18 protein-coding genes are annotated in these 22,955 nt (G+C 66.3%); 6 read left to right on the forward strand and 12 right to left on the reverse strand.

The features are described 5' to 3' along the window. Nucleotides 1-47 precede the first annotated feature (47 nt). The 5 genes from GGD90_RS10950 to GGD90_RS10970 all read left to right on the forward strand — a co-directional run bounded on the left by GGD90_RS10950 (nucleotide 48) and on the right by GGD90_RS10970 (nucleotide 6,282). Entirely contained in the window at nucleotides 48-2,894 is a 2,847-nt protein-coding gene (locus GGD90_RS10950; protein WP_153116786.1) for a PAS domain S-box protein, read from the forward strand. Between the two features lie 101 nt (nucleotides 2,895-2,995). After that, complete coding sequence (locus GGD90_RS10955; protein ID WP_153116787.1) at nucleotides 2,996-4,075, forward strand: HD domain-containing phosphohydrolase; 1,080 nt, start codon at nucleotides 2,996-2,998, stop codon at nucleotides 4,073-4,075. A gap of 130 nt (nucleotides 4,076-4,205) precedes the next feature. After that, nucleotides 4,206-4,997, forward strand: coding sequence for an EAL domain-containing protein (locus GGD90_RS10960; RefSeq protein WP_153116788.1), 792 nt, complete (start codon nucleotides 4,206-4,208; stop codon nucleotides 4,995-4,997). Nucleotides 4,998-5,188: 191 nt separating this feature from the next. Further along, complete coding sequence (locus GGD90_RS10965; protein WP_153116789.1) at nucleotides 5,189-5,788, forward strand: LysE/ArgO family amino acid transporter; 600 nt, start codon at nucleotides 5,189-5,191, stop codon at nucleotides 5,786-5,788. A 44-nt stretch (nucleotides 5,789-5,832) separates the two neighbouring features. Then, a complete protein-coding gene (locus tag GGD90_RS10970; protein WP_153116790.1) occupies nucleotides 5,833-6,282 on the forward strand; it encodes a YkgJ family cysteine cluster protein in 450 nt (149 codons plus the stop codon). Nucleotides 6,283-6,295: 13 nt separating this feature from the next. Here the strand turns inward: GGD90_RS10970 and amrS are convergent, their stop codons facing one another. From amrS to GGD90_RS11005, 7 genes are all read right to left on the reverse strand, one after another. Beyond that, nucleotides 6,296-7,390, reverse strand: coding sequence for an AmmeMemoRadiSam system radical SAM enzyme (gene amrS, locus GGD90_RS10975; RefSeq protein ID WP_153116791.1), 1,095 nt, complete (start codon nucleotides 7,388-7,390; stop codon nucleotides 6,296-6,298). 54 nt (nucleotides 7,391-7,444) lie between these two features. Next, the gene (gene amrA, locus GGD90_RS10980) at nucleotides 7,445-8,071 is read right to left on the reverse strand and encodes an AmmeMemoRadiSam system protein A (protein WP_153116792.1); all 627 of its coding nucleotides are present in this window, start codon (nucleotides 8,069-8,071) and stop codon (nucleotides 7,445-7,447) included. Next, on the reverse strand, nucleotides 8,061-8,882 hold the full coding sequence (amrB, locus tag GGD90_RS10985; protein ID WP_153116793.1) for an AmmeMemoRadiSam system protein B: 822 nt from the start codon (nucleotides 8,880-8,882) through the stop codon (nucleotides 8,061-8,063). The genes amrA and amrB overlap by 11 nt, the downstream gene beginning before the upstream one ends. Before the next feature lie 99 nt (nucleotides 8,883-8,981). Beyond that, nucleotides 8,982-10,190 (reverse strand): ABC transporter permease, encoded by a 1,209-nt coding sequence (locus GGD90_RS10990; protein ID WP_153116794.1) that lies wholly within the window; start codon nucleotides 10,188-10,190, stop codon nucleotides 8,982-8,984. Next, on the reverse strand, nucleotides 10,181-10,924 hold the full coding sequence (locus GGD90_RS10995; protein ID WP_153116795.1) for an ABC transporter ATP-binding protein: 744 nt from the start codon (nucleotides 10,922-10,924) through the stop codon (nucleotides 10,181-10,183). The genes GGD90_RS10990 and GGD90_RS10995 overlap by 10 nt, the downstream gene beginning before the upstream one ends. Continuing rightward, complete coding sequence (locus tag GGD90_RS11000; protein WP_228273727.1) at nucleotides 10,921-12,279, reverse strand: efflux RND transporter periplasmic adaptor subunit; 1,359 nt, start codon at nucleotides 12,277-12,279, stop codon at nucleotides 10,921-10,923. The genes GGD90_RS10995 and GGD90_RS11000 overlap by 4 nt, the downstream gene beginning before the upstream one ends. Next, nucleotides 12,276-13,739: an efflux transporter outer membrane subunit gene (locus GGD90_RS11005; protein ID WP_153116796.1), complete on the reverse strand. Its 1,464-nt coding sequence runs from the start codon at nucleotides 13,737-13,739 to the stop codon at nucleotides 12,276-12,278. Before GGD90_RS11005 ends, GGD90_RS11000 begins: the two co-directional genes overlap by 4 nt. 512 nt (nucleotides 13,740-14,251) lie before the next feature. Here GGD90_RS11005 and GGD90_RS18325 point away from each other — a divergent pair. Further along, on the forward strand, nucleotides 14,252-16,897 hold the full coding sequence (locus GGD90_RS18325; protein WP_153116797.1) for a chemotaxis protein CheW: 2,646 nt from the start codon (nucleotides 14,252-14,254) through the stop codon (nucleotides 16,895-16,897). A gap of 153 nt (nucleotides 16,898-17,050) precedes the next feature. Here the strand turns inward: GGD90_RS18325 and GGD90_RS11015 are convergent, their stop codons facing one another. The 5 genes from GGD90_RS11015 to tldD all read right to left on the reverse strand — a co-directional run bounded on the left by GGD90_RS11015 (nucleotide 17,051) and on the right by tldD (nucleotide 22,908). Next, nucleotides 17,051-17,923 (reverse strand): decaprenyl-phosphate phosphoribosyltransferase, encoded by an 873-nt coding sequence (locus GGD90_RS11015; RefSeq protein WP_153116798.1) that lies wholly within the window; start codon nucleotides 17,921-17,923, stop codon nucleotides 17,051-17,053. Nucleotides 17,924-18,017: 94 nt separating this feature from the next. Further along, nucleotides 18,018-19,568 (reverse strand): glycosyltransferase family 39 protein, encoded by a 1,551-nt coding sequence (locus GGD90_RS11020; protein ID WP_153116799.1) that lies wholly within the window; start codon nucleotides 19,566-19,568, stop codon nucleotides 18,018-18,020. Between the two features lie 40 nt (nucleotides 19,569-19,608). Further along, the gene (gene aroG / locus GGD90_RS11025; RefSeq protein ID WP_153116800.1) at nucleotides 19,609-20,688 is read right to left on the reverse strand and encodes a 3-deoxy-7-phosphoheptulonate synthase AroG; all 1,080 of its coding nucleotides are present in this window, start codon (nucleotides 20,686-20,688) and stop codon (nucleotides 19,609-19,611) included. Between the two features lie 188 nt (nucleotides 20,689-20,876). Beyond that, a complete protein-coding gene (locus tag GGD90_RS11030) occupies nucleotides 20,877-21,437 on the reverse strand; it encodes a hypothetical protein (protein ID WP_153116801.1) in 561 nt (186 codons plus the stop codon). A gap of 22 nt (nucleotides 21,438-21,459) precedes the next feature. Further along, entirely contained in the window at nucleotides 21,460-22,908 is a 1,449-nt protein-coding gene (tldD, locus tag GGD90_RS11035) for a metalloprotease TldD (protein ID WP_153116802.1), read from the reverse strand. Nucleotides 22,909-22,955 lie beyond the last annotated feature (47 nt).

Here is a 22,955-nt window from a genome sequence, read left to right on the forward strand (position 1 = left end):
GGGGAGCGCGCCGCAGATCACGCCACCTTGACAGGGACGTCCCAGCAATGAATCCGCCACATCCAGACGCCGCCCAGCCCGGCAATGATTCGCCCGGAAGCGAGGCGGAGTGCTGCCCGGCGAATCGCCTGCGACGCCGCTTCGGCGCGTCGCGGCCAAAGGCAAGCAGCTATCACAGGCCGCGGCAGAAAATCGCGGCGCTGCAGCAGAACCTGCAGCGCCTGCAGGCGGCGCTGGCCGATCATGCGATGGTTTGCATTACCGATCTGACGGGCATCATCCGCGAGGCCAATGACAAGTTCTGCCGCGCCAGCGCTTACCCGCGCGACGAGCTGATCGGTCGGCACCAATCGGCGGGGCGCTCGAACAAACAGCCGCCGGAGTTTTTCGCGGCGCTGTGGGCCACCATCGCCGACGGCCAGGTCTGGCGCGGCGACCTTTGCCGGCTAGCGATGGACAACGCCGAATACTGGCTCAACGCGACGATCATTCCGCTGCTCGGCGCCGACGGCAAGGTGGAGAAGTACCTCACCATCCACACCGACATCACCGCCAGCCGTGACGCCGAACAGGCGCTTGCGCAAAGCGAAGCGCGTTATCGCTCGCTGGTCGCCGCCGTCGCCGACGGCATCATCCTGCATCGACCGGATGGCCAGGCGATCGACTGCAATCCGGCGGCAGAGCGAATCCTCGGCCTGTCGCGGGAAGAACTGCTCGACCAGGACTCCAATGATCCGCGCTGGAATGCCATCCATCCGGACGGCACTCCCTTTTCCTACGATCAACGCCCGACACTGGCGGCGCTCCTGAGCGGCGCCAGCCAGCGTGACATCACGATGGGGGTGATTCGTCCCGACGGACGCCGGATCTGGCTCAATCTCTGCGCCGAACCGATCTTCGATCCCGACAACGGCCGCATCACTGCGTCGGTCACCTCGCTGACTGACGTCACCCACTACCGCGAAGATGCGGCCTCGCTGCGCGATTCGCTGCTGCAGCTGGAAGCGCTGTTCAAGGCCATCCCCGACCCGCTGTTCGAGATGGACGGCGAGGGACGTTACTACGAGCAGCACTTCGCCCACCGGGATCTCTGGCCCGCGCCCTTCAACGATCTGCGCGGCCGTCTGGTGAGCGAGGTTTTCCCGGCGGAAGTCGCCGCCGCCGTGCTGGCGGCGATTCGCGAGGCGGCAGAGACGGGGACCTCATACGGCCATCAGGTATGGCTCGACGGATCACGGGGAAAGGCCTGCTTCGAGTTGTCGGTGGCGCGCAAGAGCGGTGGCTGTGATCCGGCACAACAGCGTTTCATCGTGCTGTCCCGTGACATCAGCGAGCGCAAACGCACCGAGCAGGAGCTGCTCGTTTTCCGCCGCGTCGTCGAATGCACCGACAAGGCCATCCGCATTGCCGACGCCAACGGGCGCATCGAATACGTCAACCCGGCGTACGAGAACCTGCTTTCTTATGCGGCAACAGAGGTTCAGGGACAGGATTTCTCGATCGGTATCGCCGCGGCGGAAAAGCCGTTGATTGCCGCGATCACCGACAGCCTCAACAAAGGCGACAACTGGAGCGGACACATTCGCCTGCGCCGCAAGGATGGCAGCGAGTTCGTCAGCCTGAGCACGATCAGCGCGATCTTCGATCAGGCAACGGGGCAATTGCTGCACAGCTTCAACATGTTTGTCGATTACAGCGACGAACTGGCGCGGCAGGAAGCCTTGCAACGGGCGGTCGCGGCGGCCAATTCGGCCAACCGGGCGAAATCCGAGTTCCTGTCGCGCATGAGCCACGAGTTGCGCACGCCGATGAACGCAATCATCGGCTTTGGTCAGTTGCTCGAGGCCGACGACGAACTGAGCGAGGACAACCGCGACAACGCGCACGAGATTCTCAAGGCAGGCAAGCACCTGCTCGGCCTGATCAACGAGGTGCTCGATCTGGCGAAGGTTGAAGCCGGCGAAGTGGAGCTGTCGCTTGAGGCCGTCGACTGCGCCGAACTGCTGCAGGACTGCTGCAGCCTGCTGCGCCCGATCGCTGACAAGAGCGGCATTGCCTTGCAGCCGGGAACGCTCACCCCGGCGGTAGTTCGCGCCGACCGCATTCGTCTGAAACAGGTACTGCTCAACCTGCTGTCGAACGCCATCAAGTACAACCGCCCGGAAGGACACGTCCGGATCCGCGGCGACTATCAGCCAGGCGGCGTTGCCGGCTATCTGCGGCTGCACGTCAGCGACACCGGGCCGGGAATTTCCGTCGAGCAGCAGGCCGGACTGTTCCAGCCCTTCAACCGGCTGGGCGCCGAGTACGGCGAAATCGAAGGGAGCGGCATCGGTCTGGTGATCACGCGCAAGCTGGTCATCCTGATGGGGGGCTCGATCGGCGTGGACAGTCGCCCTGGCGAAGGCAGCGACTTCTGGGTGCAGTTTCCGCTCGACCGCCTGCCGGCAGACCTGCAGCAGCAGTCGCTGGCAGCCCTTGATGACAGGGATCGCGGTGGCGCAGCCGGGCAGCTGCGCAGCGTGCTCTATATCGAGGACAACCCGGCGAATCTGAAACTCGTCGCGCAGATCTTTGCCCGCCAGCCGCGAATCAAGCTGATCACCGCCAGCACGCCGGGCAGCGGACTGGAACTCGCACGCAGCCGGCAACCCGACCTCATCCTGCTCGACATCAATCTGCCGGAAATGGACGGATACAAGGTGCTCGACATCCTGCGCCAGAGCGAAACGACGCGCTCGATCCCGGTCGTTGCCCTGACGGCCAACGCCATGCCCGAAGACGTTCAGCGCGGCAGGGCGGCCGGCTTTGCCGACTACCTGACCAAGCCGCTCGACATACCGTATTTCATGAAAACCGTCGGCAAGTTGCTGAAGAAGCGGGTTGCGTCCTAGTTCGCGCGAGCTGGCGAGAGCGACCGAACGCCATGACATGCCGCGTGTCTGCCAACGCGGTTCACTGAAGATGTGCCGCAAGGCCTGTGGAGATTTTGCGCATGAACATTAAGCCGAATGCGGCCCGCATCCTCGTCGTCGACGACGAACCCGCCAATCTCAAACTGGTCGACAAAATGCTGCGCAAGGACGGCTACGAAAACGTCGTTCTCATCCAGAACCCGCACGAAGTGCTCGCCGCCTGCATGCAGGAGCGAACCGACCTGATCCTGCTCGATATCAACATGCCGGACCTGGACGGCTTCGCGGTGATGGCGCAGCTGCTGGCGCTCAATGATCCGCTGCTGCCCCCGATCGTCGTGCTGACTGCCCAGGATCGCAACGAAGTGATGCTGCGTGCGTTCTCCGAAGGTGCGCGCGATTTCATCTGCAAACCGTTCGGCCGCTACGAGTTGCTGGCGCGGGTGCGCAATCTGCTCGACGTCCATCTGGCACATCGGCTGCTCCACGAGCAGAAGACGGTTCTCGCCGAAATGGTCGATGCGCGGACCAGCGAGCTGCACCACTCACGCCTGCAGATCGTGCGCGTTCTCGGCCGCGCCGCCGAGTACCGCGACAACGAAACCGGCGCGCACGTGATGCGCGTCAGCCACGTCGCCGAGTTGCTGGCCAGGGTGATCGGCTGGAACGAAGCGCAATGCGAGCTGATCCTCAACGCCAGCCCGATGCACGATATCGGCAAGATCGGCATCTCCGACCTGATCCTGCTCAAACCCGGCCCGCTGAGCGTCGAAGAGAGAACGATCATGCAGACGCATGCCGAGATCGGCGCGCGCATTCTCGAAGCCAGGGGCAACGCCATTCTCGAGATGGCGGGGCGGATCGCCTACTCGCACCACGAAAAGTGGGACGGCACGGGCTACCCGGCCGGGCTGCGCGGTGAGGAAATTCCGCTTGAGGCGCGAATCGTCGCCATCGCCGACGTTTTTGATTCGCTGATGTCGGTGCGCCCCTACAAGCAAGCCTGGAGCGTCGACGCGGCGACCCGATTCATGCGCGACAACGCCGGCAGCCACTTTGACCCGGTTCTGGTCGGGCATTTTCTCGACACGCTGCCGCAGATCCTCGAGATCAGGGAACGCTTCCGCGACTCACCGCTTGCCAGCGCGCTCCCGGCCTGAGGCGGCGGCAGAAGAGTCGCCCGCGCGAAAAACGCGGGCCGTCGGCGGGCGGCTTCGGTGCGATAATCCTGCCGTGATATGCCCTGCCGATGCCCCCTGTACATTGCATCTTTCGTGAGGATCGCCGCTGATGCAAGCCGCTGAATCATTTCCAGCTGACGATGGACGCGCATCGGAAGCGCCGGGTTGTGGGCGCTGTCGCAATCTGGCGCCGCTCGATTTCGAATTCAGTTTTGCTTACCAGCCGATCGTTGACCTGCAGACGCGCACCGTCTTCGGCCATGAAGCGCTGGTGCGCGGCATCAATGGCGAATCGGCGGCATCGGTGCTGGCGCGCGTCAACGACGACAACCGCTACCGCTTCGACCAAGCCTGCCGCGTCAAGGCGGTGCAGGGTGCGGCAGAACTGGGGATACGCGAATTCCTGTCGATCAACTTCCTGCCCAACGCGGTGTATCAGCCCGAGGCATGCATCCGCTCGACCTTCGAAGCGGCACGCAAGTACAACTTCCCGCGCGAACGGATCATCTTCGAGGTGACCGAAGGCGAGGACATTTCGGACCGTTCGCACCTGATCAACATCTTCAGGGAATACCAGCGCTTCGGCTTCCAGACGGCGATCGACGATTTCGGCGCCGGCTACGCCGGGCTCAACCTGCTCGCCGAATTCCAGCCCGACATCCTCAAGATCGACATGGATCTGGTGCGCGACATCGACAAGAGCCGGCCCCGGCAGGCGATCGTCGAAGGCATCGTGCATATGAGCCGGCAACTCGGCATCCGCGTCCTCGCCGAAGGCATCGAAACGCGCGCCGAGCGCGACTTCCTGTTCGCCAGCGGTGTCTCGCTGATGCAGGGCTATTTCTTCTCCAAGCCAGCCTTCGGAGCCATCGGCGAAATCGACGCGGCGGCCTGGGAATAGGTCGGCAAGAAAATAGGTCGGCAAGCTTCGTGGGCGCCGATGTTCTGGCGCTCGCCGGCAAAGCCAGCCGCGCGCGCGGCGCCGTGCTGGCGACGTTCCGGCCGGATACGGCGCGGGCAGCCGCTGCCCGCGCTTTGCCGATCACCACGAGCAGCCTATGATGCCCAGCCCGACCGCTTTGCCGATTGCTCATGCTTGCCGACCTGATCGCCGGATTCGTCTCCGGCGCCGTGCTCATCGTCGCCATCGGCGCACAGAACTCCTATGTGCTGCGCCAGGGTATCCGGCGACAGCATGTGCTGCCGCTGGTGCTGCTCTGCGCCGGCGCCGACGCGCTGCTGATCGCTGCCGGCATTGCCGGACTCGGCGCGCTGATCGAGACGCAAGCGGTATTCCTGAGCATCGCCCGTTACGCCGGTGCTGCTTTCCTGTTCGCTTACGCGCTGGTCTCGGCAAGGCGCGCCTTCACCGGTGAGCGCCTTGAGGTCGACGCTGAAGGCAGCGTGCGCCTGCGCACGGCGCTGGCGACCTGTCTCGGCTTCACCTTCCTCAATCCGCATGTCTATCTGGATACGGTGATCCTGCTCGGCTCGCTCGCCAGCCAGCGCGGCGACGGCCGCTGGCTGTTCGGCGCCGGCGCGGCCTGCGCCAGCTTCGTCTGGTTCTTCGCGCTCGGTTACGGCGCGCGTCTGCTGGCGCCACTGTTCGCCAGAGCCGTCGCCTGGCGCATACTCGATTCGCTGATCAGCCTGACCATGTTCGCCCTCGGCCTCAGCCTGCTGCTCGGCTGAGGCGACGAGTACCCCGCACTCTTCGCTACCTGCCCGGAGACCCCATGAAACACGCCCGGCCGATCCGTTCCGACCAGAACGACGGGCGTGTTTTCATCGACATGCCCGACGACGCCGGTAATCCGTGCACCGCCTGCGGCGCCTGCTGCGCCTACTTCCGTGTTTCCTTCTACTGCGGCGAACTCGCCGATGGCAGCGGCGGCATCGTTCCCGCCGAGCTGACCCGCCGCATCTCGGCATTGCTGGTCTGCATGCAGGGCACCGAAAAGGGCCGCGGGCGCTGCATCGCGCTGCGCGGCGAACTCGGCCAGCCCGGAATTGCCTGCAGCATCTACGCACAGCGCCCGACGCCGTGCCGGGAATTTGCGCCGTGGCTGGCCGACGGCACGCCCAGCCCGGACTGCCAGCGGGTGCGCGCCTTCATCGGTCTGCCGCCCTTGCCGCCACTGCCTTCCCTGCCACCTGCCGGCGGCGGCAGTGACGAAGGCGTCTAGCGCGAGGACGTGTTCACTCCGCCGCCAGATGCAGCGGCATCCGCCGCGCGCCGAAGGGTTTGGCAAAACCTCCGAAACGCCCGGCGATCGCCGTGCCGCAGTGTGGGCAGCGGCCGTCGTCAGCGAGCTCGTAATGCAGGATGTCGTACCAGTCGCGAACGATCAGCGCGGCATGACAGCCGGGGCAGAAAGTGGTGTCGCCGGCGCGGTCGTGCACGTTGCCGGTGTAGGCGTAGCGCAGCCCGGCAGCGAGGGCGATCTGGCGCGCGCGGGCGAGCGTTGCCGGCGGCGTCGCCGGCACGTCGGCCATTTTCCAGTCCGGGTGAAAAGCAGAAAAATGCAACGGCACGTCCGGCCCGAGTTCCCGCATCACCCAGGCGACGAGCTGCTTCAGTTCGGCATCCGAATCGTTGTGGCCGGGAATGAGCAGCGTCGTGATCTCGAGCCAGCAGTCGCTTTCGTGGCGGATCCAGACGAGTGTGTCGAGCACGTTCTGCAGATGGCCGCCGCACAGGCGGACGTAGAACTCTTCGCTGAAAGCCTTGAGGTCGATGTTGGCCGCGTCCATCAGCGCAAACAGCTCGCGCCGCGGCTGCGCGTGGATATAGCCGGCGCTGACGGCGACGTTCCGGATGCCGCGCGCGCGGCAGGCGAGCGCGGTATCGATGGCATATTCGGCGAAGATCACCGGGTCGTTGTAGGTGTAGGCGACCGAGCGCGCGCCATGGCGTTGCGCGGTGGCGGCGATGGCCCCCGGGCTGGCGGCGTCGAGCAGCCGGTCCATGTCGCGCGATTTCGAGATGTCCCAGTTCTGGCAGAACTTGCAGGCGAGGTTACAGCCGGCGGTGCCGAAGGAGAGCACCGACGAGCCGGGATGGAAATGATTGAGCGGCTTCTTCTCGATCGGGTCGAGGCAGAAACCCGAGGAGCGTCCGTAGGTCGTCAGCTGCATGGCGCCACCGACGGCGCGGCGGACGAAACAGGCGCCGCGCTGGCCTTCGTGCAGCGAGCAGTCGCGCGGACAGAGATCGCACTGCACGCGGCCGTCGGGCAGCGCGTGCCACCAGCGGCCGGGATGCGCCGATTCGCTGACGAAGGGCCGCGTCATGGCCGGGAGCTCGCGGTGAGGCAGGTGCGAGATCGCCAGCCGGTCGTGGCCATTTCAGGCCTCCTGCCACTTCTGTACGGCATAGCGCGACAGGGCGATGCGCTCGTTCCAGTACGCGGCCGGCAGGCCGGCCTTGCGCTTCAGCTGGGCGAGGAATTCGGGCGGGTCGGGCAGTTCATCCCACACCTGCGGCAGGAAGGTCGCACGCCGGCCGTCGCAACTGAGGATCACGCCATCCTGCCCCGGCCGCAGTTGCGCCAGCGCCTCGGCCTCGTTGCGAAAGTCGAGCGGCGTGCTCGCGCCGAGCAGTGATACCTCGACGCGGATCGCCGCCAGTTCGGCCGCCGTCAACGGCGCAAAACGGCTGTCGCGAAAGGCTGCGGCGAGCGCGTTGGCGCGCACGTCGTCGATCAGTGGCCGCCACGCCTCAAGGCTGCCGATACAGCCGCGCAGGCGACCGTATTCGGTGATGGTGACAAAAGTGGCGCCCGGCGCACGCAGACGCGCATTCAGGGCGTCGTCGATCGGCGTTGCGGCGGCTTCTGTCGCCAGACGGCGGGCGCCATCCGCTTCGGCGCGGCCGGCAGGCACACACGCATCATCTTCACGCCCCTGAAAAAACGCCGCCATTTCCCGCCTTGCCAGGCACAGCAGCGCCATACCCAAGGCATCAGCGCTCATGAATTGCCGCGCTGAGGGCAAGCGCGGTGTAGCCGACGACGCGCGACCGGTCGCCGGCAGTGTCGCCCGAATTGCACAGGCCGAGTGCGCGCGCCGTCAGCCCGTGCCGCTGTGCGGCGAGCAACAAGCCGTTCACCGGCGTCGCACCGCAGGCCTCGACGTTCCGGATGTCGGTCGCCAGAGCCAACATGCGCGCCAGCGTTGCGCTGTCGATGCGGCAGGCTTTGTCATAGGCGTGGTAGTGCGAAAGGTCGGAGCTGATGACGATCAGCGTTTCCTCGCCGCCCCAGAGCTGGTCGAGCACGTCGGCGACCGCCTCGGCGTCGCTCTCGCCAACGACCAGCGGCACCAGTTCGAAACGGCCGAGAACTGTCTGCAGGAACGGCAGTTGCACTTCCAGCGAATGCTCCCAGGCGTGCACCGCGTCGCTGTGCGTCACCTGCGGCAGATCGGCGACGGCATCGAGGGCGCGGGTGTTCAGCGGCACTTCACCGAGCGGCGTGGCAAAGGCGCTGACCATCGCCGTCGGTGCCGCCAGCCCGCGCACTGGTACGCGGTGCGTCGGGCCGAGCAGGACGACGCGGCGGATGCGCCCGGCGAAGGGCAGCAAGCAGGCAAACGCCTTCGCTGCCATTTCCCCGGAATAGACGTAGCCGGCATGCGGCACGATCAGCGCCTTGGGTGCATGCGTGGCGAGGACGTCACCGCCCGCCGCTCCGGCCAGCAACCCGTCAATCACGCGGGCCAGCGCGTCGGCAATGGCCGGGTAGAAAATGCCGGCGACTGCCGGCGGACGCACGGAAACATTCATGGCAAACACCCGTCCCAAGAACAATTTCTGTGCGTCCACTATAGCTGGCCGCAACCGTGACGCCAGCCCCGGACGATCGCCAGGCGACGGCTGTCCGCCTTACTCGTGGCGCAGCGCCTGGATCGGATCGAGCTGCGCCGCGCGCCGCGCCGGTACATAACCGAAAATGACGCCGATCGCCGCGGAAAAGGCAAAGGCCGTCAGGTTGATTCCCGGATTGAACAGGAAGGGCATCGACATCAGCGCGGTCAGACCGAGGCAGGCAAAGAATGCGAGCACGACGCCGACCAGCCCGCCGAAAGCCGAGAGCACCACCGACTCGATCAGGAACTGCAGCAGCACCTCGTGCTCGAGCGCGCCGATCGCCAGGCGGATGCCGATTTCGCGCGTTCGCTCGGTCACCGACACCAGCATGATGTTCATGATGCCGATACCACCGACGAGCAGGCTGACCGCCGCCACCGCGCCGAGCAGGCCGGTCATGGTGCGGACCGTCCCCGACAGCGTTTCGGCGATCTGCTTGGTGTCCATGACATTGAAGTTGTCGTCGGCGTTCTCGGCCAGCTTGCGCCGCTCGCGCAGCAGGCTGCGCAACTGCGCAATGGCGACGGTCGAGTTGGTCGCGTCCTTGAGCGACACCATGACGTTGCCGATGTCGAGGCTGCCGGTGAGGCGGCGTTGCGCGGTGCGCAAGGGCATCAGCACGGTATCGTCCTGGTCCATGCCCATGCCGCCCTGCCCCTTGGCGGCAAGAACGCCGATCACTTCGCAGGCGAAGGCCTTGACGCGGATGCTGCTGCCCAGCGGGCTCTGCTTGCCGAACAGTTCCTTCTTCACCGTATTGCCGATGACGCAGACGGCCTTGCCGGCGCGCTCCTCGTCGTCGGAGAACTGCCGCCCGGCGGCCAGCTTCCAGTTACCGGCGACAAAATAATCGTTGCTGGTGCCGCTGACCGTCGACGACCAGTTCTGCGTGCCGGCGACCAGCGTCACCGCACTGCCGACCACCGGCGCCACCGCCTTCAGGCCATTGACCTGCTGCTGGATGGCCTCGATGTCGGCGATCTTGAATTTCGGCGCCCCGGCACTGTCGCGGCCGGGTCCGAGCCGCTGCCCGGGCATGACCATCAGCAGATTGCTGCCGAGCCCGGCGATCTGGTCGGCAACCATGCGCGTTGCGCCGTTGCCGAGCGTCACCATGGTGATCACCGCGGCGACGCCGATGACGATGCCGAGCACGGTGAGGAAGGAGCGCAGCAGGTTGCGGCGGATCTCGCGCAGCGCGAGCAGCAGCGCGTTCAGCAGCATGGCGCCTCCGCCTGCGCGCCGACAGCGCTACTCCCCGCATGCTGCGTATCGCTGTCCACCAAGCCGTCGACGAAATGCACGATGCGTCTGGCGTAGGCGGCCATGTCCGGCTCGTGCGTGACCATCAGCACGGTGATTCCCTGATCGCGGTTGAGCGCGAGCAGCAGCTCCATGATTTCGTGGCTGCGCTTGCTGTCGAGGTTGCCGGTCGGCTCGTCGGCGAGGAGCACCAGCGGCTGGGTGACGATGGCGCGGGCGATGGCGACGCGCTGCTGCTGCCCGCCCGACAGTTCGGCCGGCGTGTGCTGCTCCCAGCCGTCGAGGCCGACGCACTTGAGCGCCGCCCGCGCTGCGGCGTGGCGCGCTTCGGCCGTTTCGCCGCGATAGAGCAGCGGCAGTTCGACGTTCTCCTGCGCCGTGGTGCGGGCGAGCAGGTTGAAGCCCTGGAAGACGAAGCCGAGGCTGTGCCGGCGCAGCAATGCGCGCTGGTTGCGGTCGAGCGTCTCGACGGCGATGCCACGGAACAGATAGTGGCCGGAGGTGGGCGTATCGAGGCAGCCGAGCAGGTTCATCACCGTCGACTTGCCCGAGCCCGACGGCCCCATCACCGCGACGAACTCGCCGGCGCGGATGACGAGATCGATGCCGCACAGCGCCTGGAAAGCCGCCTGCCCTTCGCCATAGGTCTTGGTGATGGCGCGCAGTTCGATCAGCGGCGGCGAGGCTTCGCTCACTTCTTCGCTTCCTGGAAGTCGGTGATCACTGCCATTCCCGGCTTCAGTTCGCCGCCGAGGATTTCGGTGTAACGGCCATTGGAGACGCCGGTCTGCACCGGCACCGGCTGCGGCCCTTGCTCGCCGAGCACCCAGACCTGCGGCTGCGCGCTGCCGCTCGATGTCGGTCGCGTCTTCGGCGCCGCCGGCGGTTTCGGAATGAGGCTGCCGAGCAGGCTGCCACCCGGCGCCGGCGCTGCCTGCGGCGGCGTGAAGCGCAGCGCCGCGTTGGGCACCAGCAGCACCTTGTCGCGCTCGGCGGTGACGATCGTCGCCGTCGCCGTCATTCCCGGACGCAGTGCCAGATCCTCGTTGCGCACCTGCAGGATGGTCTTGTAGGTGACGACATTGTCGGTGATCGTCGAACCGAGGCCGACGCGCTCGATGCTCGCCGGGAACTTGCGCCCCGGCCAGGCCGCGACGCTGAACGTTGCCGCCTGGCCGTTCCTGACGTTGCCGACATCGGCTTCGTCGACCTTGACCTGCAGCTCCATCTTCGACAGATCCTCGGCCAGCACGAACAGCACCGGCGTCGTCATCGCCGCAGCGACGGTCTGGCCCGGTTCGACCTTGCGCGTCAGCACGACACCATCGACCGGCGAGCGAATCGTCGCCTTGCCGAGACTGGTCTCGTCGGTTTTCAGCGTCGCCCGCGCCTGCACCACCTCGGCGCGCGCACTCGCCTCGTTGGCGACGGCGCGCAGCAGCGTCGCTTCGGCAGTCTCCAGCTCGGTTTTCGCCGGCACCTTGCCGCCCGAGAGTTCGGCGACATGGCGCATGCGCGCGAGCGCGGCCTTGGCCTCGGCAACCGTCGCCTGCGCCTGCGCGACGCCGGCTTCGGCGGCGTTCAATGCGGCCTGCGACTTGGCGACCGCATCCTTGAGCTTCGCCGTATCGAGCTGCGCCAGCAGCTGGCCCTTGCTGACGACGTCGTTTTCCTGCACCAGCACGCTGGCCAGCATGCCCGACAGTTCGCTGCCGACATCGACCGACTTGGTCGGCTGCAAGGTGCCGTTGGCCGACGCGGTGACGACGAGCGCGCCGAGCGACGCTTCCTCGCTGATGAACTGGCCACCGCTGCCGCTGCTGCGGCCGGACCACAACAGCGCTGCGCCAAGCACAGCGACGGCGATGCCAGCGCCGATCAGCCAGCGCCGGCGTCCGCCGGGCAGGCCGCCGCGTGGTGCCTGCTGCAGCAGCGCGCGCAAGGCGGCGTCGCCGCTTTCGCTACTCGCCGCAGTCTTGGTGGCCGCTGCGCCGCTTGCTGCTGCGGCAGCGTCTACCGCGGGAGGGATCGGGGTCTGCGTCATCTTCATGCGGGCTCTTCAGTGACAGCTGCTCGGACCGCCGGCGACTGCCAGCCACCACCGAGCGCCTTGTAAAGTTTGATCAGGCTGGCCAGTTGCGTCGCTTCGGCCTGTGCCAGACCGTCTTCGGCGGACAGGCGCGTACGCCCGGTTTCGAGCACTTTCTGGAAATCGGCGAGTCCGGCTTCGTACATGCGCCGCGACAGTTCGGCCGCGTTGCGCGCCGACTGCGCCGCGGCGCGGCGCGCGGCGATGCGTTCGCGCGCCTGCGCATGCGCGACGAGCGCGTTTTCGACTTCCTCGAGCGCGCCAAGCACGCTGTTCTCGTACGTGATCAGTGCCTGCTCCTGTACCGCGCTCTGGATCTCGACCGCGCTGCGCAGGCGGCCGCCGTCGAACAGCGTCGCAGCCAGCGTACCGCTCAAGGAGCGCAGCAGGGTATCGGAACCGCCAAGCGCCGCGCTGCTGTAGGCCTGCCAGCCAAAGCTGCCGGCGAGCGACAGGCTCGGAAAACGCTGCGCCAGTTTCTGGCCGACGCGCGCGGTTTCGGCGGCGAGGCTGCGCTCGGCGGCAATCAGATCAGGACGCTGACGCAGCACGTCGGCAGGAATGCCAGCAGCGACGCCAGCGGCGACGTCGGGCAGCGGCCGTACCGTCGCCAGTTGCGCATGCAGCGCCCCCGGCGAACGCCCGAGCAGCACAGCGAGCCGGTTTTCGGCGGCGGCAAGAGCGACCTCCAGATCGGGAATCGAGGCGCGCGTCTGTTCGCGGCTGGTGCGCGCCTGTTCAACATCGCTGCCGTTCGCCAGTCCGGCCTGCTCGCGCCAGCTGGTGATCTGCAAGGTTTCGCTCTGGCTGGCAAGGTTGTCACGCGCGATCGCCAGCCGCTGCTGGTAGCTGCGCAGGTCGATGTAGTTCTGCACCAGCTCAGCCAGCAGCGACACCCGCGTGTTGTCAGCGTCGGCGGCACTGGCAGCGAGGTCGGCGTCGGCGGCCTCGACCGCGCGCCGGGTGCCGCCAAACAGGTCGATTTCCCAGCTGGCGTCAAAGCCGCTGTCGTACAGCGTGCGTTGCGGCAGCGCTGACACGGCGCGGGAAGCCTTGCTGCGGCTGGCGCCGGCAGAGGCACTCAGACTCGGGAAATAGGCACTCGCGGCCTGCGTGCGCGCGGCCCGCGCCTGGCGCAGGCGCGCCTGCGCCAGTTTCAGGTCGAGGTTGCCGGCCAGTGCCTGCTCGATCAACTCGTCGAGCGCGCTGTCGCCCAGTTGCCGCCACCAGTCGGCCAGTGGCTGCGTGGAGAGCGGCACTGCGGGCGCGGCCGCGGCCGACGACCATTGCGCCGGCAGGCGCAGCTCCGGCGCCTGATAGTCCGTGCCGACGGCCGGCAACACCGAGCAGGCGCAGGCCAGCAGCGCAACTGACATGCACAGCGCGCAGCGACGGGAAAAGGAAATAAACACGCTGTTCATGGGGCCATCTTGCAGGAATCGGTGACCGACTGCCGGGCTCGTCCCTTGCTGTCGTGGTGAGGCCGCATCATCGCGCGAATCACTGTTAATTTCCGTCAAGATATCCGGCAGCCGATGCACGCGCGGACTTCAAGTCATTACAGGATATTTCCACCGGTGGGCACGCAGCAGCGATTGCGCTGACTGAAAAACCCCCGGGGCAATTTTTCTCGTGGACTGAGCTCGACAACAGGCCGCATTTGACGTCGCTCAAACAAGCCGATCAGCGCTCAATTACTGGTCATGCCTGCTCGCTGCTGGAAATTGTTTTGCGCCCTTTTCCTTGGCGAATATCCGGTTTTTTTGCCCGGACTTCCCGATTACGGGCTCGACAATGAGCATATCGATAGCGCTTACGTCATAATCTTCCGGCAATATTTCCGCAGACGATACCCGCGCGCCTTGAGCCGCTTCCATAAATAAAACAGTAACAAGGCCGTGCTAAGAACTTCTGTTCAAGGGAGAGAGATTACGTGGCGCGCTACAAGAATATCGAACTCGACGATCGCCTGAATGGCGTTGTCCGTCATATGAACGCGGTCGAGGAATACCGCGAGCTGTTACAGAGCCTGCAGGCACAATGGGACAACCTGACGCTGCTGGGACAGCTTTCGGGAACCAGCACCGACATGAGCGACACGCGCCAGGCCTTTGCCCAGCTGACGACCAGCCTGGTCAATCATCTCGCTCTGGAAACGCTCGACAAGAGCGTGCAGGAGATGACCGCAAAGGCGCAGGTGGCGATCGACATTCTGGTGCGCAACCTGTTCGAACGCACGGCCGATATCGGTTTTCTCGCCACTGACGACGATCTGCGCCAGTTCGTCGGCGAGCACAAGGCGCTCAGCGGCAACATCCACTCGCAGAAACAGTTGCAGACACAGCGCAACCGGCTGCGCGAGCGCTTCTCCGAGTACGTCGCGAAGTACTCGGTCTACTCGGACATCATCCTGATGGATACCGAAGGCGAAGTGCTGGCGCGCCTTGACGAATCGGTGAGCGTGCCGCGCAGCAGCCATCCGCTGGTCGGCGAAGCAATCGCTACCGCGGCTGCCTACGTCGAAACCTACGCCGCCGTCGATCTGCTGCCGCAACGCGAGCGCTCGCTCGTCTATTCCTATCGCGTCACCAACGCGGCCGGTGAAGCCATCGGCGTGCTCTGCCTGTGCTTCCGTTTCGAAAACGAAATGGCGCGGATTTTCGGCAATCTGACGACCGCCGATGACTGGTCGGTGGTCCTGCTGCTCGATGCGCAGGGCGAGGTGATCGCCAGTTCCGACGGCTTCCACATTCCGCTCGGCGCAAAGGTGCTACTGGCGATCGATGACGATTACCGCATCGTCCGCTTCGGCGCTCAGGAATATCTCGCCAAGACACGGCCCAGCAATGGCTATCAGGGCTACCTCGGCCCGGGCTGGTACGGCCACGTCATGCTGCCGGTGCAACACGCGTTCAACAAGGATTCTTCGGAAATGCTGCACGGCATCGATGCAGCAACCCTGGCTTCCGTGATGAAGAGCCCGTCGCTGTTCCGCGAAGAACTGCGCAACATTCCCCTGCAGGCCGAACACATCCAGAGCAACCTCAACCGCTCGGTCTGGAACGGCAGCGTTCGCCAGAGCAGCACCAAGCAATCGCTGAATCCTTCCTTCTCGAAAACGCTGCTCTGGGAAATCAGCAATACCGGCGCCAAGACCAAGGATGTCTTCGAGCGCTCGATCGCCAACCTGAACGAAACCGTGGTCTCGGCACTGCTGCGCGAGAGTTGCTTTCTCGCCTCGCTGGCCATCGACATCATGGACAGGAACCTCTACGAGCGCGCCAACGACTGCCGCTGGTGGGCGCTGACCTCGTCCTTCCGCGAGTTGCTGGCGCAGCCTGAAATGACGCCGGACAAGGCCGCACGTATCGGGTCGATACTGCAAACGATCAACGGTCTCTATACCGTTTACAGCAACCTCGCGGTTTTCGACACACAGGGCCGCGTGCTCGCGGTATCGCAGCCCGGCGAGGCCGCCTGGGTCGGGCGTACGATCCCCGCCAACTGGGTCCGCCAGACACTGACGCTGGAAAACTCGCAGGGCTACGCCGTCTCGCCCTTCGCCGCGACGCCGCTCTACGCCGATCGCCACACCTATGTTTATGCCGCGGCAATACAGGCTCCCGAGGCGAACCGGGTCGTCGGCGGCATCGCCATCGTATTCGACGCGGCGCCGCAGCTCACCGCGATGCTGCGCGACGCGTTGCCGAAAAACGAGCATGGCGAAGTGCCATCAGGCTGCTTCGCTGTCTTTGTCGAACGCAGCGGGCAGATCATCGCCTGCTCCGACGACAGCTATCAGCCGGGCCAGCGGCTGCCCTTCGACGAAGGCTTCCTCGGCCTGAAAAACGGCGCAAGCAAGGCCGGGGTGATTCGCATGGGTAACGAGTACTTCGCCGTCGGCGCGCGCATGTCCTCGGGCTACCGCGAATACAAGGCGGCGCAGGAAACTTATCAGAATGACGTGGCCGCGCTGATCTTTGTGCCGCTGTGCGAGGCGATGGCGAAGAGTACGCAGGCCGGCGTACCGCGCTTGGGTATCCGCTCGGACCGGGCGAGCGCCGGAGAAACCGTCGAGATCGCGACCTTCAATGTCGGGCAGTCGTGGTTCGGCCTGAATTCCGCACAGGTCGTCGAGGCCATGGACAACAACGGCATGACCTGCGTGCCGGGCGCCGGATCCAACTTCGCCGGCTACCTGATGTATCGCGGCACACCGATTCCGGTCTACGACATCCGCTACCTCGCCAACGCCGGCGGCGCACGCGCAGGCACGCAGCATCAGGTGATCGTGCTCAAGCGCGGTGAGGGCAACCATTTCGGCATTCTCGCCGACGGCCTCGGCGAGATTCCCGAAGTGGCGCTATCGCGCCTGCGCCCGCTGCCGGGAATGCTCGCCGGCGGCAACGTTCTCGCCGAGGCCATCATCAGCACCGAGACGCCCGAAAAGGAACAATTGCTGCTGGTACTCGGTGCCGAGCGCATCGCCATGCGGCTGGCCGTGGCGAGCGGCGACAGTCCGAAGCCCGCTACTACACCACAACAAAGCCCACGCCTGATCGCAGCGCCCTCAGCCTGAACGGCGATAGCACGCCGCACCGGGAAGTCCGTGCTGCGCTGAACGGCCCGCCGACGTGGGCGGCGGCGGCAGTCCGTCGCCTGGCGGCGGTGAATCCCGGCGTGGGCGCCTGAGCATGCGGCGCAACCCGGCAGGCGGGGCAGCAGCCAGTAATCAGGCGAGCAGCGCGACGACCGAGATCAGCCAGCCGACAAAGGCGCCGGCGAGATGGCGGTCGCGCAGCAGCGCCGCCGACGGGTCGCCGCCGCCACCGCGGCGATGCAGCAGGAAGAGGTAGCGGAAGATGCCGTACACGACGAAGGGCACCGTGTAGATCAGCGCTGTGGTGCCGTGCATGGCGACAGTTTCGGCGCTGACCGTGTACAGGCTGTAGCTGACGATGGTGCCGGCGGCACTGATGCCGATCATCTGGTCGAGCACCGCCGGGTCATAGTCTTCGAGTACCTTGCGGTGGCTGCTGGCGCCGCCTTCGAGCGCAGCGATCTCGGCGTAGCGCTTGGCGAAGCCAAGGAACAGCGTGATCATCATCCCGCACAGCAACAGCCAGTGCGAAGGCTCGATGTCGACGCCGAGCGTACCGGCGAGGATGCGCAGCATGAAGCCGGCCGAGATGATGAACACGTCGAGCACGACGACATGCTTCAGTCCCAGCGAATAGGCGATGTTGAGCGCGGCGTAGCCGATGATGATCGCCAGCGCCGTCAGCGACACCGCCGCCGCCAGCGCCAGCGCCGCAGCGATGCAGGCGCCGCCAAGCAGCAGCGCCTGCGTCACGCCGATGGCGCCCGAAGCGAGCGGCCGCCTGCACTTTTCGGGATGCTCGCGGTCACGTTCGCGATCGATCAGATCGTTGAGCACGTACACCGCCGAGGCTGCCAGCGAGAACGCCGCCGCCACCAGCAATACATCGCCGATCAGCACGGCGTCGTTCCAGGCGTGGCCGAAGAGCAGACCAACGAAAACGAAGCCGCTCTTCACCCACTGATAGGGGCGCAGCAGCTTGAGATAGGGAGCGATTCCGGCCATGGCGCGAATTATCGCCGCTGGCGGCGCAAGGCGACAGCCGTCGGGCGGCCGACAGCGGAAACAGGCGCCGCTGCGCTGGAAGTGACGGGCGCGCTCACTGGCAGGTCTCAGCCGGGAAGTTGTGCGAACAGAATTCGCAGCTGCCCGGACGCTGCGGCAGCCACGCCGGCCGCTGGTAGAAGCGTTCGCGCACGCGGGCGAGAACGCCGTCGCGGTAGGCCGCGTAGTTGAAACCCTCGCCGAGCACCAGGTAGTAACGCGCGCCATGCAGTTCGAACTGGCGCTGCTCGACCTGCGCAAAATACGGCGCGTATTCGTCGAGTTTCGGCTCGCTCTTCTTCAGGATCAGGATCTTGCCGCCGTCCTGCGCCCGCCAGTCGGTGATGAAATCGTCCTGACGCGCGTGGAAGGAGCCTTCACCGAAGACGGCAAAGGGACGCCGCGCGTTGTAGGCGAGCGTCGCCGAAGGCGAATAGCCGTCGGTGGCGAACAGATGATCGTCGGCCCAGGGCTTGAGTTCGGCGAGCAGTTCGTCGGCGCGCACGGTGAGCACGATGCCGTCGTACAACTTGGTCGAACGCCAGGTTTCCAGCGGCAGCGCTGCGATGATGGCAATGAGCAGCACGTGCACGACGGCAAAGCCGGCCGACCAGCGCACCAGCCCGGCGAGCGACGGCAAGGGCAGCGCCAGCGCCGCGGCGACGGCGAGCAGCGGCGTAAACGAGGCCAGCCAGTGCAGACCGACCGACTTGCCGAACGAGAGCAGACCAAGCAGGGCGAAAGGCACTACCGTCAGCCACAGCATGGCGCTGCCCTCGACGCTGCGCCGCGCTGACTCGCGTACTGCCGCACGCTGCTGCCATAGCGCGAAGAGCAGCCAGGGCGTCGCCAGATAGGCGAGCGAAGCGAGGAACAGCGGCGGGTTCTGCCAGTGGAAGCCGGCGTCGGCGTTGCGGTTGAAGAAGTTGAAGAGGACGTTGACCCAGCAATGGCCACTGTTCCACCACAGGTTGTAGAGCGGCGCCGGCAAGGCGGCGATGAGCAGCGCGGCGAAACCCGCCGCGCGCATGCCGTCGCGGCGGCCGAAGACGACGTGCGCCAGATAGGCAACGCCGAGCAGCGCGGCGAAATACTTGCCGAGGAAAGCGGCACCGAGGAAAGCGCCGGCCAGCGCGTGCCAGCTGAGCGAACGCAGCGGCGAGCGCGCGCGCAGCGCGGCGACGTAGGCCGCCACCGACAGCGAGGTGAACAGGATGACCGGCGTGTCGGTAGTGATCAGCACGTTCCACACCGACGCCGGCTGCAGCAGCACCAGCAGCGCCGCCAGCCGGGCGCGTTCGCTGCCGAGCGGCCGCGCTACGCGCAGCGCGACGAGAGACAGGGCGATCGGCAGCAGCAGCGCCGGCAGGCGCAGGAACCACTCGGCGTGGCCGAAAGGCAGCAGCGCGGCCAGCCACCAGCCGACCATCGGCGGATGATCGTAATAACCGCCGGCCGGATGTTCGCCCCAGAGGACGAAGTAGGCCTCGTCGCCGGTCATCGGCAGCGCGGCCGAAAACCACAGACGAAAGACGAACAGCGTGGCCAGCAGGGCGACGCCAGCGACGCCGCTGCGCAGCGCGGCAGGAAGCCGGGCGCCGCTCATCGCCTGCCGCTCACGCAACGCCGGTCACTGCGCGCCGCGCCTACTCGCCGGCGGCGATCAGACGCCGCTGACGAACGCCTTCGGCGAGAATTTCCAGCACCTTGAGCGAATCTTCCCAGCCAAGACAGGCGTCGGTGATGCTTTTGCCGACCTCAAGCTCGCGGCCGGGAACCAGATCCTGGCGACCTTCGGCGAGATGCGACTCGACCATGACGCCGATGACCCGCTTGTCGCCGGCAGCCATCTGCGCGGCGACGTCGGTGGCGACGTCGATCTGCTTCTTGTACTGCTTGCTGCTGTTGGCGTGCGACAGGTCGATCATCAGCCGTGCGGCGAGACCCGAAGCGGCGATTTCCTTGCACGCCGCGTCGACGGCGACGGCGTCGTAATTCGGCGCCTTGCCGCCGCGCAGAATGACGTGGCAGTCCTCGTTGCCGGCGGTCGACACGATGGCCGAATGGCCGGCCTTGGTCACCGACAGGAAATGGTGTGGCGACTGCGCGGCACGGATCGCGTCAACCGCGATGCGCACGTTGCCGTCGGTACCGTTCTTGAAGCCGACCGGGCAGGATAGTCCGGAGGCCAGCTCGCGATGCACCTGCGATTCGGTCGTACGCGCACCGATGGCGCCCCACGAGATCAGGTCGGCGGTGTATTGCGGCGTGATCGTGTCGAGGAACTCGGTCGCGCAGGGCAAGCCCATGTCGTTGATTTCGAGCAGCAGGCCGCGCGCCAGACGCACACCTTCGTTGATGCGGAAGGAACCGTCGAGACGCGGGTCGTTGATCAGGCCCTTCCAACCCACAGTCGTGCGCGGCTTCTCGAAATAGACGCGCATGACGACGACCAGGTCGGCGGCGAAGCGTTCGGCCTCCTTCTTCAGCTTGCGCGCGTATTCGAGTGCGCTGCCGACGTCGTGGATCGAACACGGGCCGATCACCGTCAGCAGGCGGTCGTCGGCGCCATGCAGCACGCGGTGAATCGTCTGCCGCGCGTTGTAGGTCGTCTGCGCGGCGCGCACGCCGACGGGAAACTCGCGAAAAACATGCGCCGGCGGCACCAGCTCCTTGATTTCACGAATGCGGACGTCGTCGGTATTGGGCTTGCTCTGCAGCATCATGAAGGTTCCTGACCATGCCGGCGGACCCGTTCCGGGCCGCGCTGAAAGGGCAGGATTCTACGCGAAAGCGCTGCCCGCCGCGCCGGCGGCGATGACAAAGGCGCGCAGGCTGCGGACGGAGCGGAAGGAATGCTGCCAGGCGAAACGCTCGCGCGACGAGCCGCGCGTCCCGGCTGAGGCCTCGCCGGCTAGCGGCGATAGCGCCAGTACGGGCTGGGGCCGTAGAAACCCCAGGGCATGCCGGCGCACAGCGGATCGCTGCGCAGACGCGCACGTTGACGCTCGGCCTCAAGCTCGCCGGCGCACTGCCGGTCGCGCTCGACGAGCATCTCCGTCAGGTCGTTGCGCAAGGCCTTCTCGCGGTCGGCGTGAATCGCCTCAAGCACGGCGAGCGGCAGACCGCCGGCGTGCAGGTCGACCACCTGCTGCGGCGTCAGGTCGAAGCGTGCGCCAGCCGTGCGCAATCGAGCAATGATCGCCTCCGCCGAAGCACCGGCACGCGCCATCGCCAGCAGGTCGGCGGGAGCGAGCTTTTCCGCCGTCGGCGACAGGCGCGCCAGTTCCTCGGGCGACAGACGCGCGAGGCTCGGCGTCGCCGTTCCATCGGGCAGTGTCGCACAGCCAGCGAGTGCGGCAAGCATGCTCGCCGCGAGGATGAGGCGCAGTCCGCGGCCTGCCGGCGTGCTGCCCGACACCGACTGATCGGGGCTGGTGCAGAGCCAGGCTGACATGCGCCGCAGATTTCCCATTGCCTTCTCCCTGCTTACCAACTCAGGCCGTGCCGCCGACGGTCAGCCCGTCGATGCGCAAGGTCGGCTGACCGACGCCGACCGGAACGCTCTGCCCGTCCTTGCCGCAGGTGCCGACGCCCGGATCGAGCGCCAGATCGTTGCCGATCATCTTGACGCGACGCATCGCCTCGGGACCCGAGCCGATCAGCGTCGCGCCCTTGACCGGCGCGGTGACGCGGCCGTTTTCGATGAGATAGGCCTCGGACATCGAAAAGACGAACTTGCCGCTGGTGATGTCGACCTGACCGCCGCCGAAGTTCACCGCGTAAATGCCCTTCTTCACCGAGCGGATGATTTCCTCGGGACTCTTGTCGCCGTTCAGCATGCAGGTGTTGGTCATGCGCGGCAGCGGCAGGTGGGCGAAGGATTCGCGGCGACCGTTGCCGGTCGGCGCGACACCCATCAGACCGGCGTTGAGGCCATCCTGCAGATAGCCCTGCAGGATGCCGTCCTCGATCAGCACAGTGCGCCGCGTCGGGCAGCCTTCGTCGTCGATGTTGAGCGAACCGCGCCGGCCGGGCAGCGTGCCATCGTCGACGACGGTGACACCCTTGGCGGCGACGCGCTTGCCGACGCGACCGGAAAACGCCGAACTGCCCTTGCGGTTGAAGTCGCCTTCGAGGCCATGACCAACCGCCTCGTGCAGCAGGATTCCCGGCCAGCCGGGGCCGAGCACGACCGGCATCGTACCGGCCGGTGCCGCCTGCGCGTCGAGATTGGTCAGCGCCTGATGCACCGCCGCCTGCGCGTAGTGCTGCAGCAGTTCGTCGGTGAACACGCCGTAGTCGCTGCGCCCGCCGCCGCCAGCCGAGCCCTGCTCGCGGCGACCGCCATCCTCGACGATGACGGTGATCGAGACGCGCACCAGCGGCCGCACGTCGGCGGCGAGCCGGCCGTCGCTGCCGGCGATGAGCACCACCTCGTACTCGCCGGCAACGTGCGCCATCACCTGCGCCACGCGCGGGTCGGCGGCGCGCGCCAGCGCTTCCAGTCGTTCGAGCAGGCGAACCTTGCTCGCTGCGTCGAGCGATGCCAGCGGGTCGAGCGGTGCGTACAACTGGTGACCGCCGCCCTTCTTCAGCGCCGGCACCTGGCGCTGCTCGCCGGCGACGGCGATGGCGCGAACGGCGCGCGCCGCATCACCGAGCGCCGGCAGGCTGATCTCGTCGGAATAGGCGAAAGCGGTCTTTTCGCCGGCCAGCGCACGCACGCCGACGCCCTGGTCGATCGAAAAGCTGCCCGCCTTGACGATGCCTTCGTCGAGGCTCCAGGCCTCGGAACGGCTGTACTGGAAATAGAGGTCGGCGTAATCGACCTGGCGCGTCATGATCTCGCCGAACAGGCGACTGAGGTCGCTGGTGTCGATGCCATGTGCGGCAAGCAGGGTTTCGCGCGCCTGGCGGAGCAGGGTTTCGTGGTGTGCGGTCATCAGTTTGGGAAATCGGTCTTCGGAAGTGGGGAATCGGCTCGGAGAGG

It is taken from the genome of Rhodocyclus tenuis (genome assembly GCF_014197755.1).
Lineage (GTDB): Bacteria > Pseudomonadota > Gammaproteobacteria > Burkholderiales > Rhodocyclaceae > Rhodocyclus > Rhodocyclus tenuis.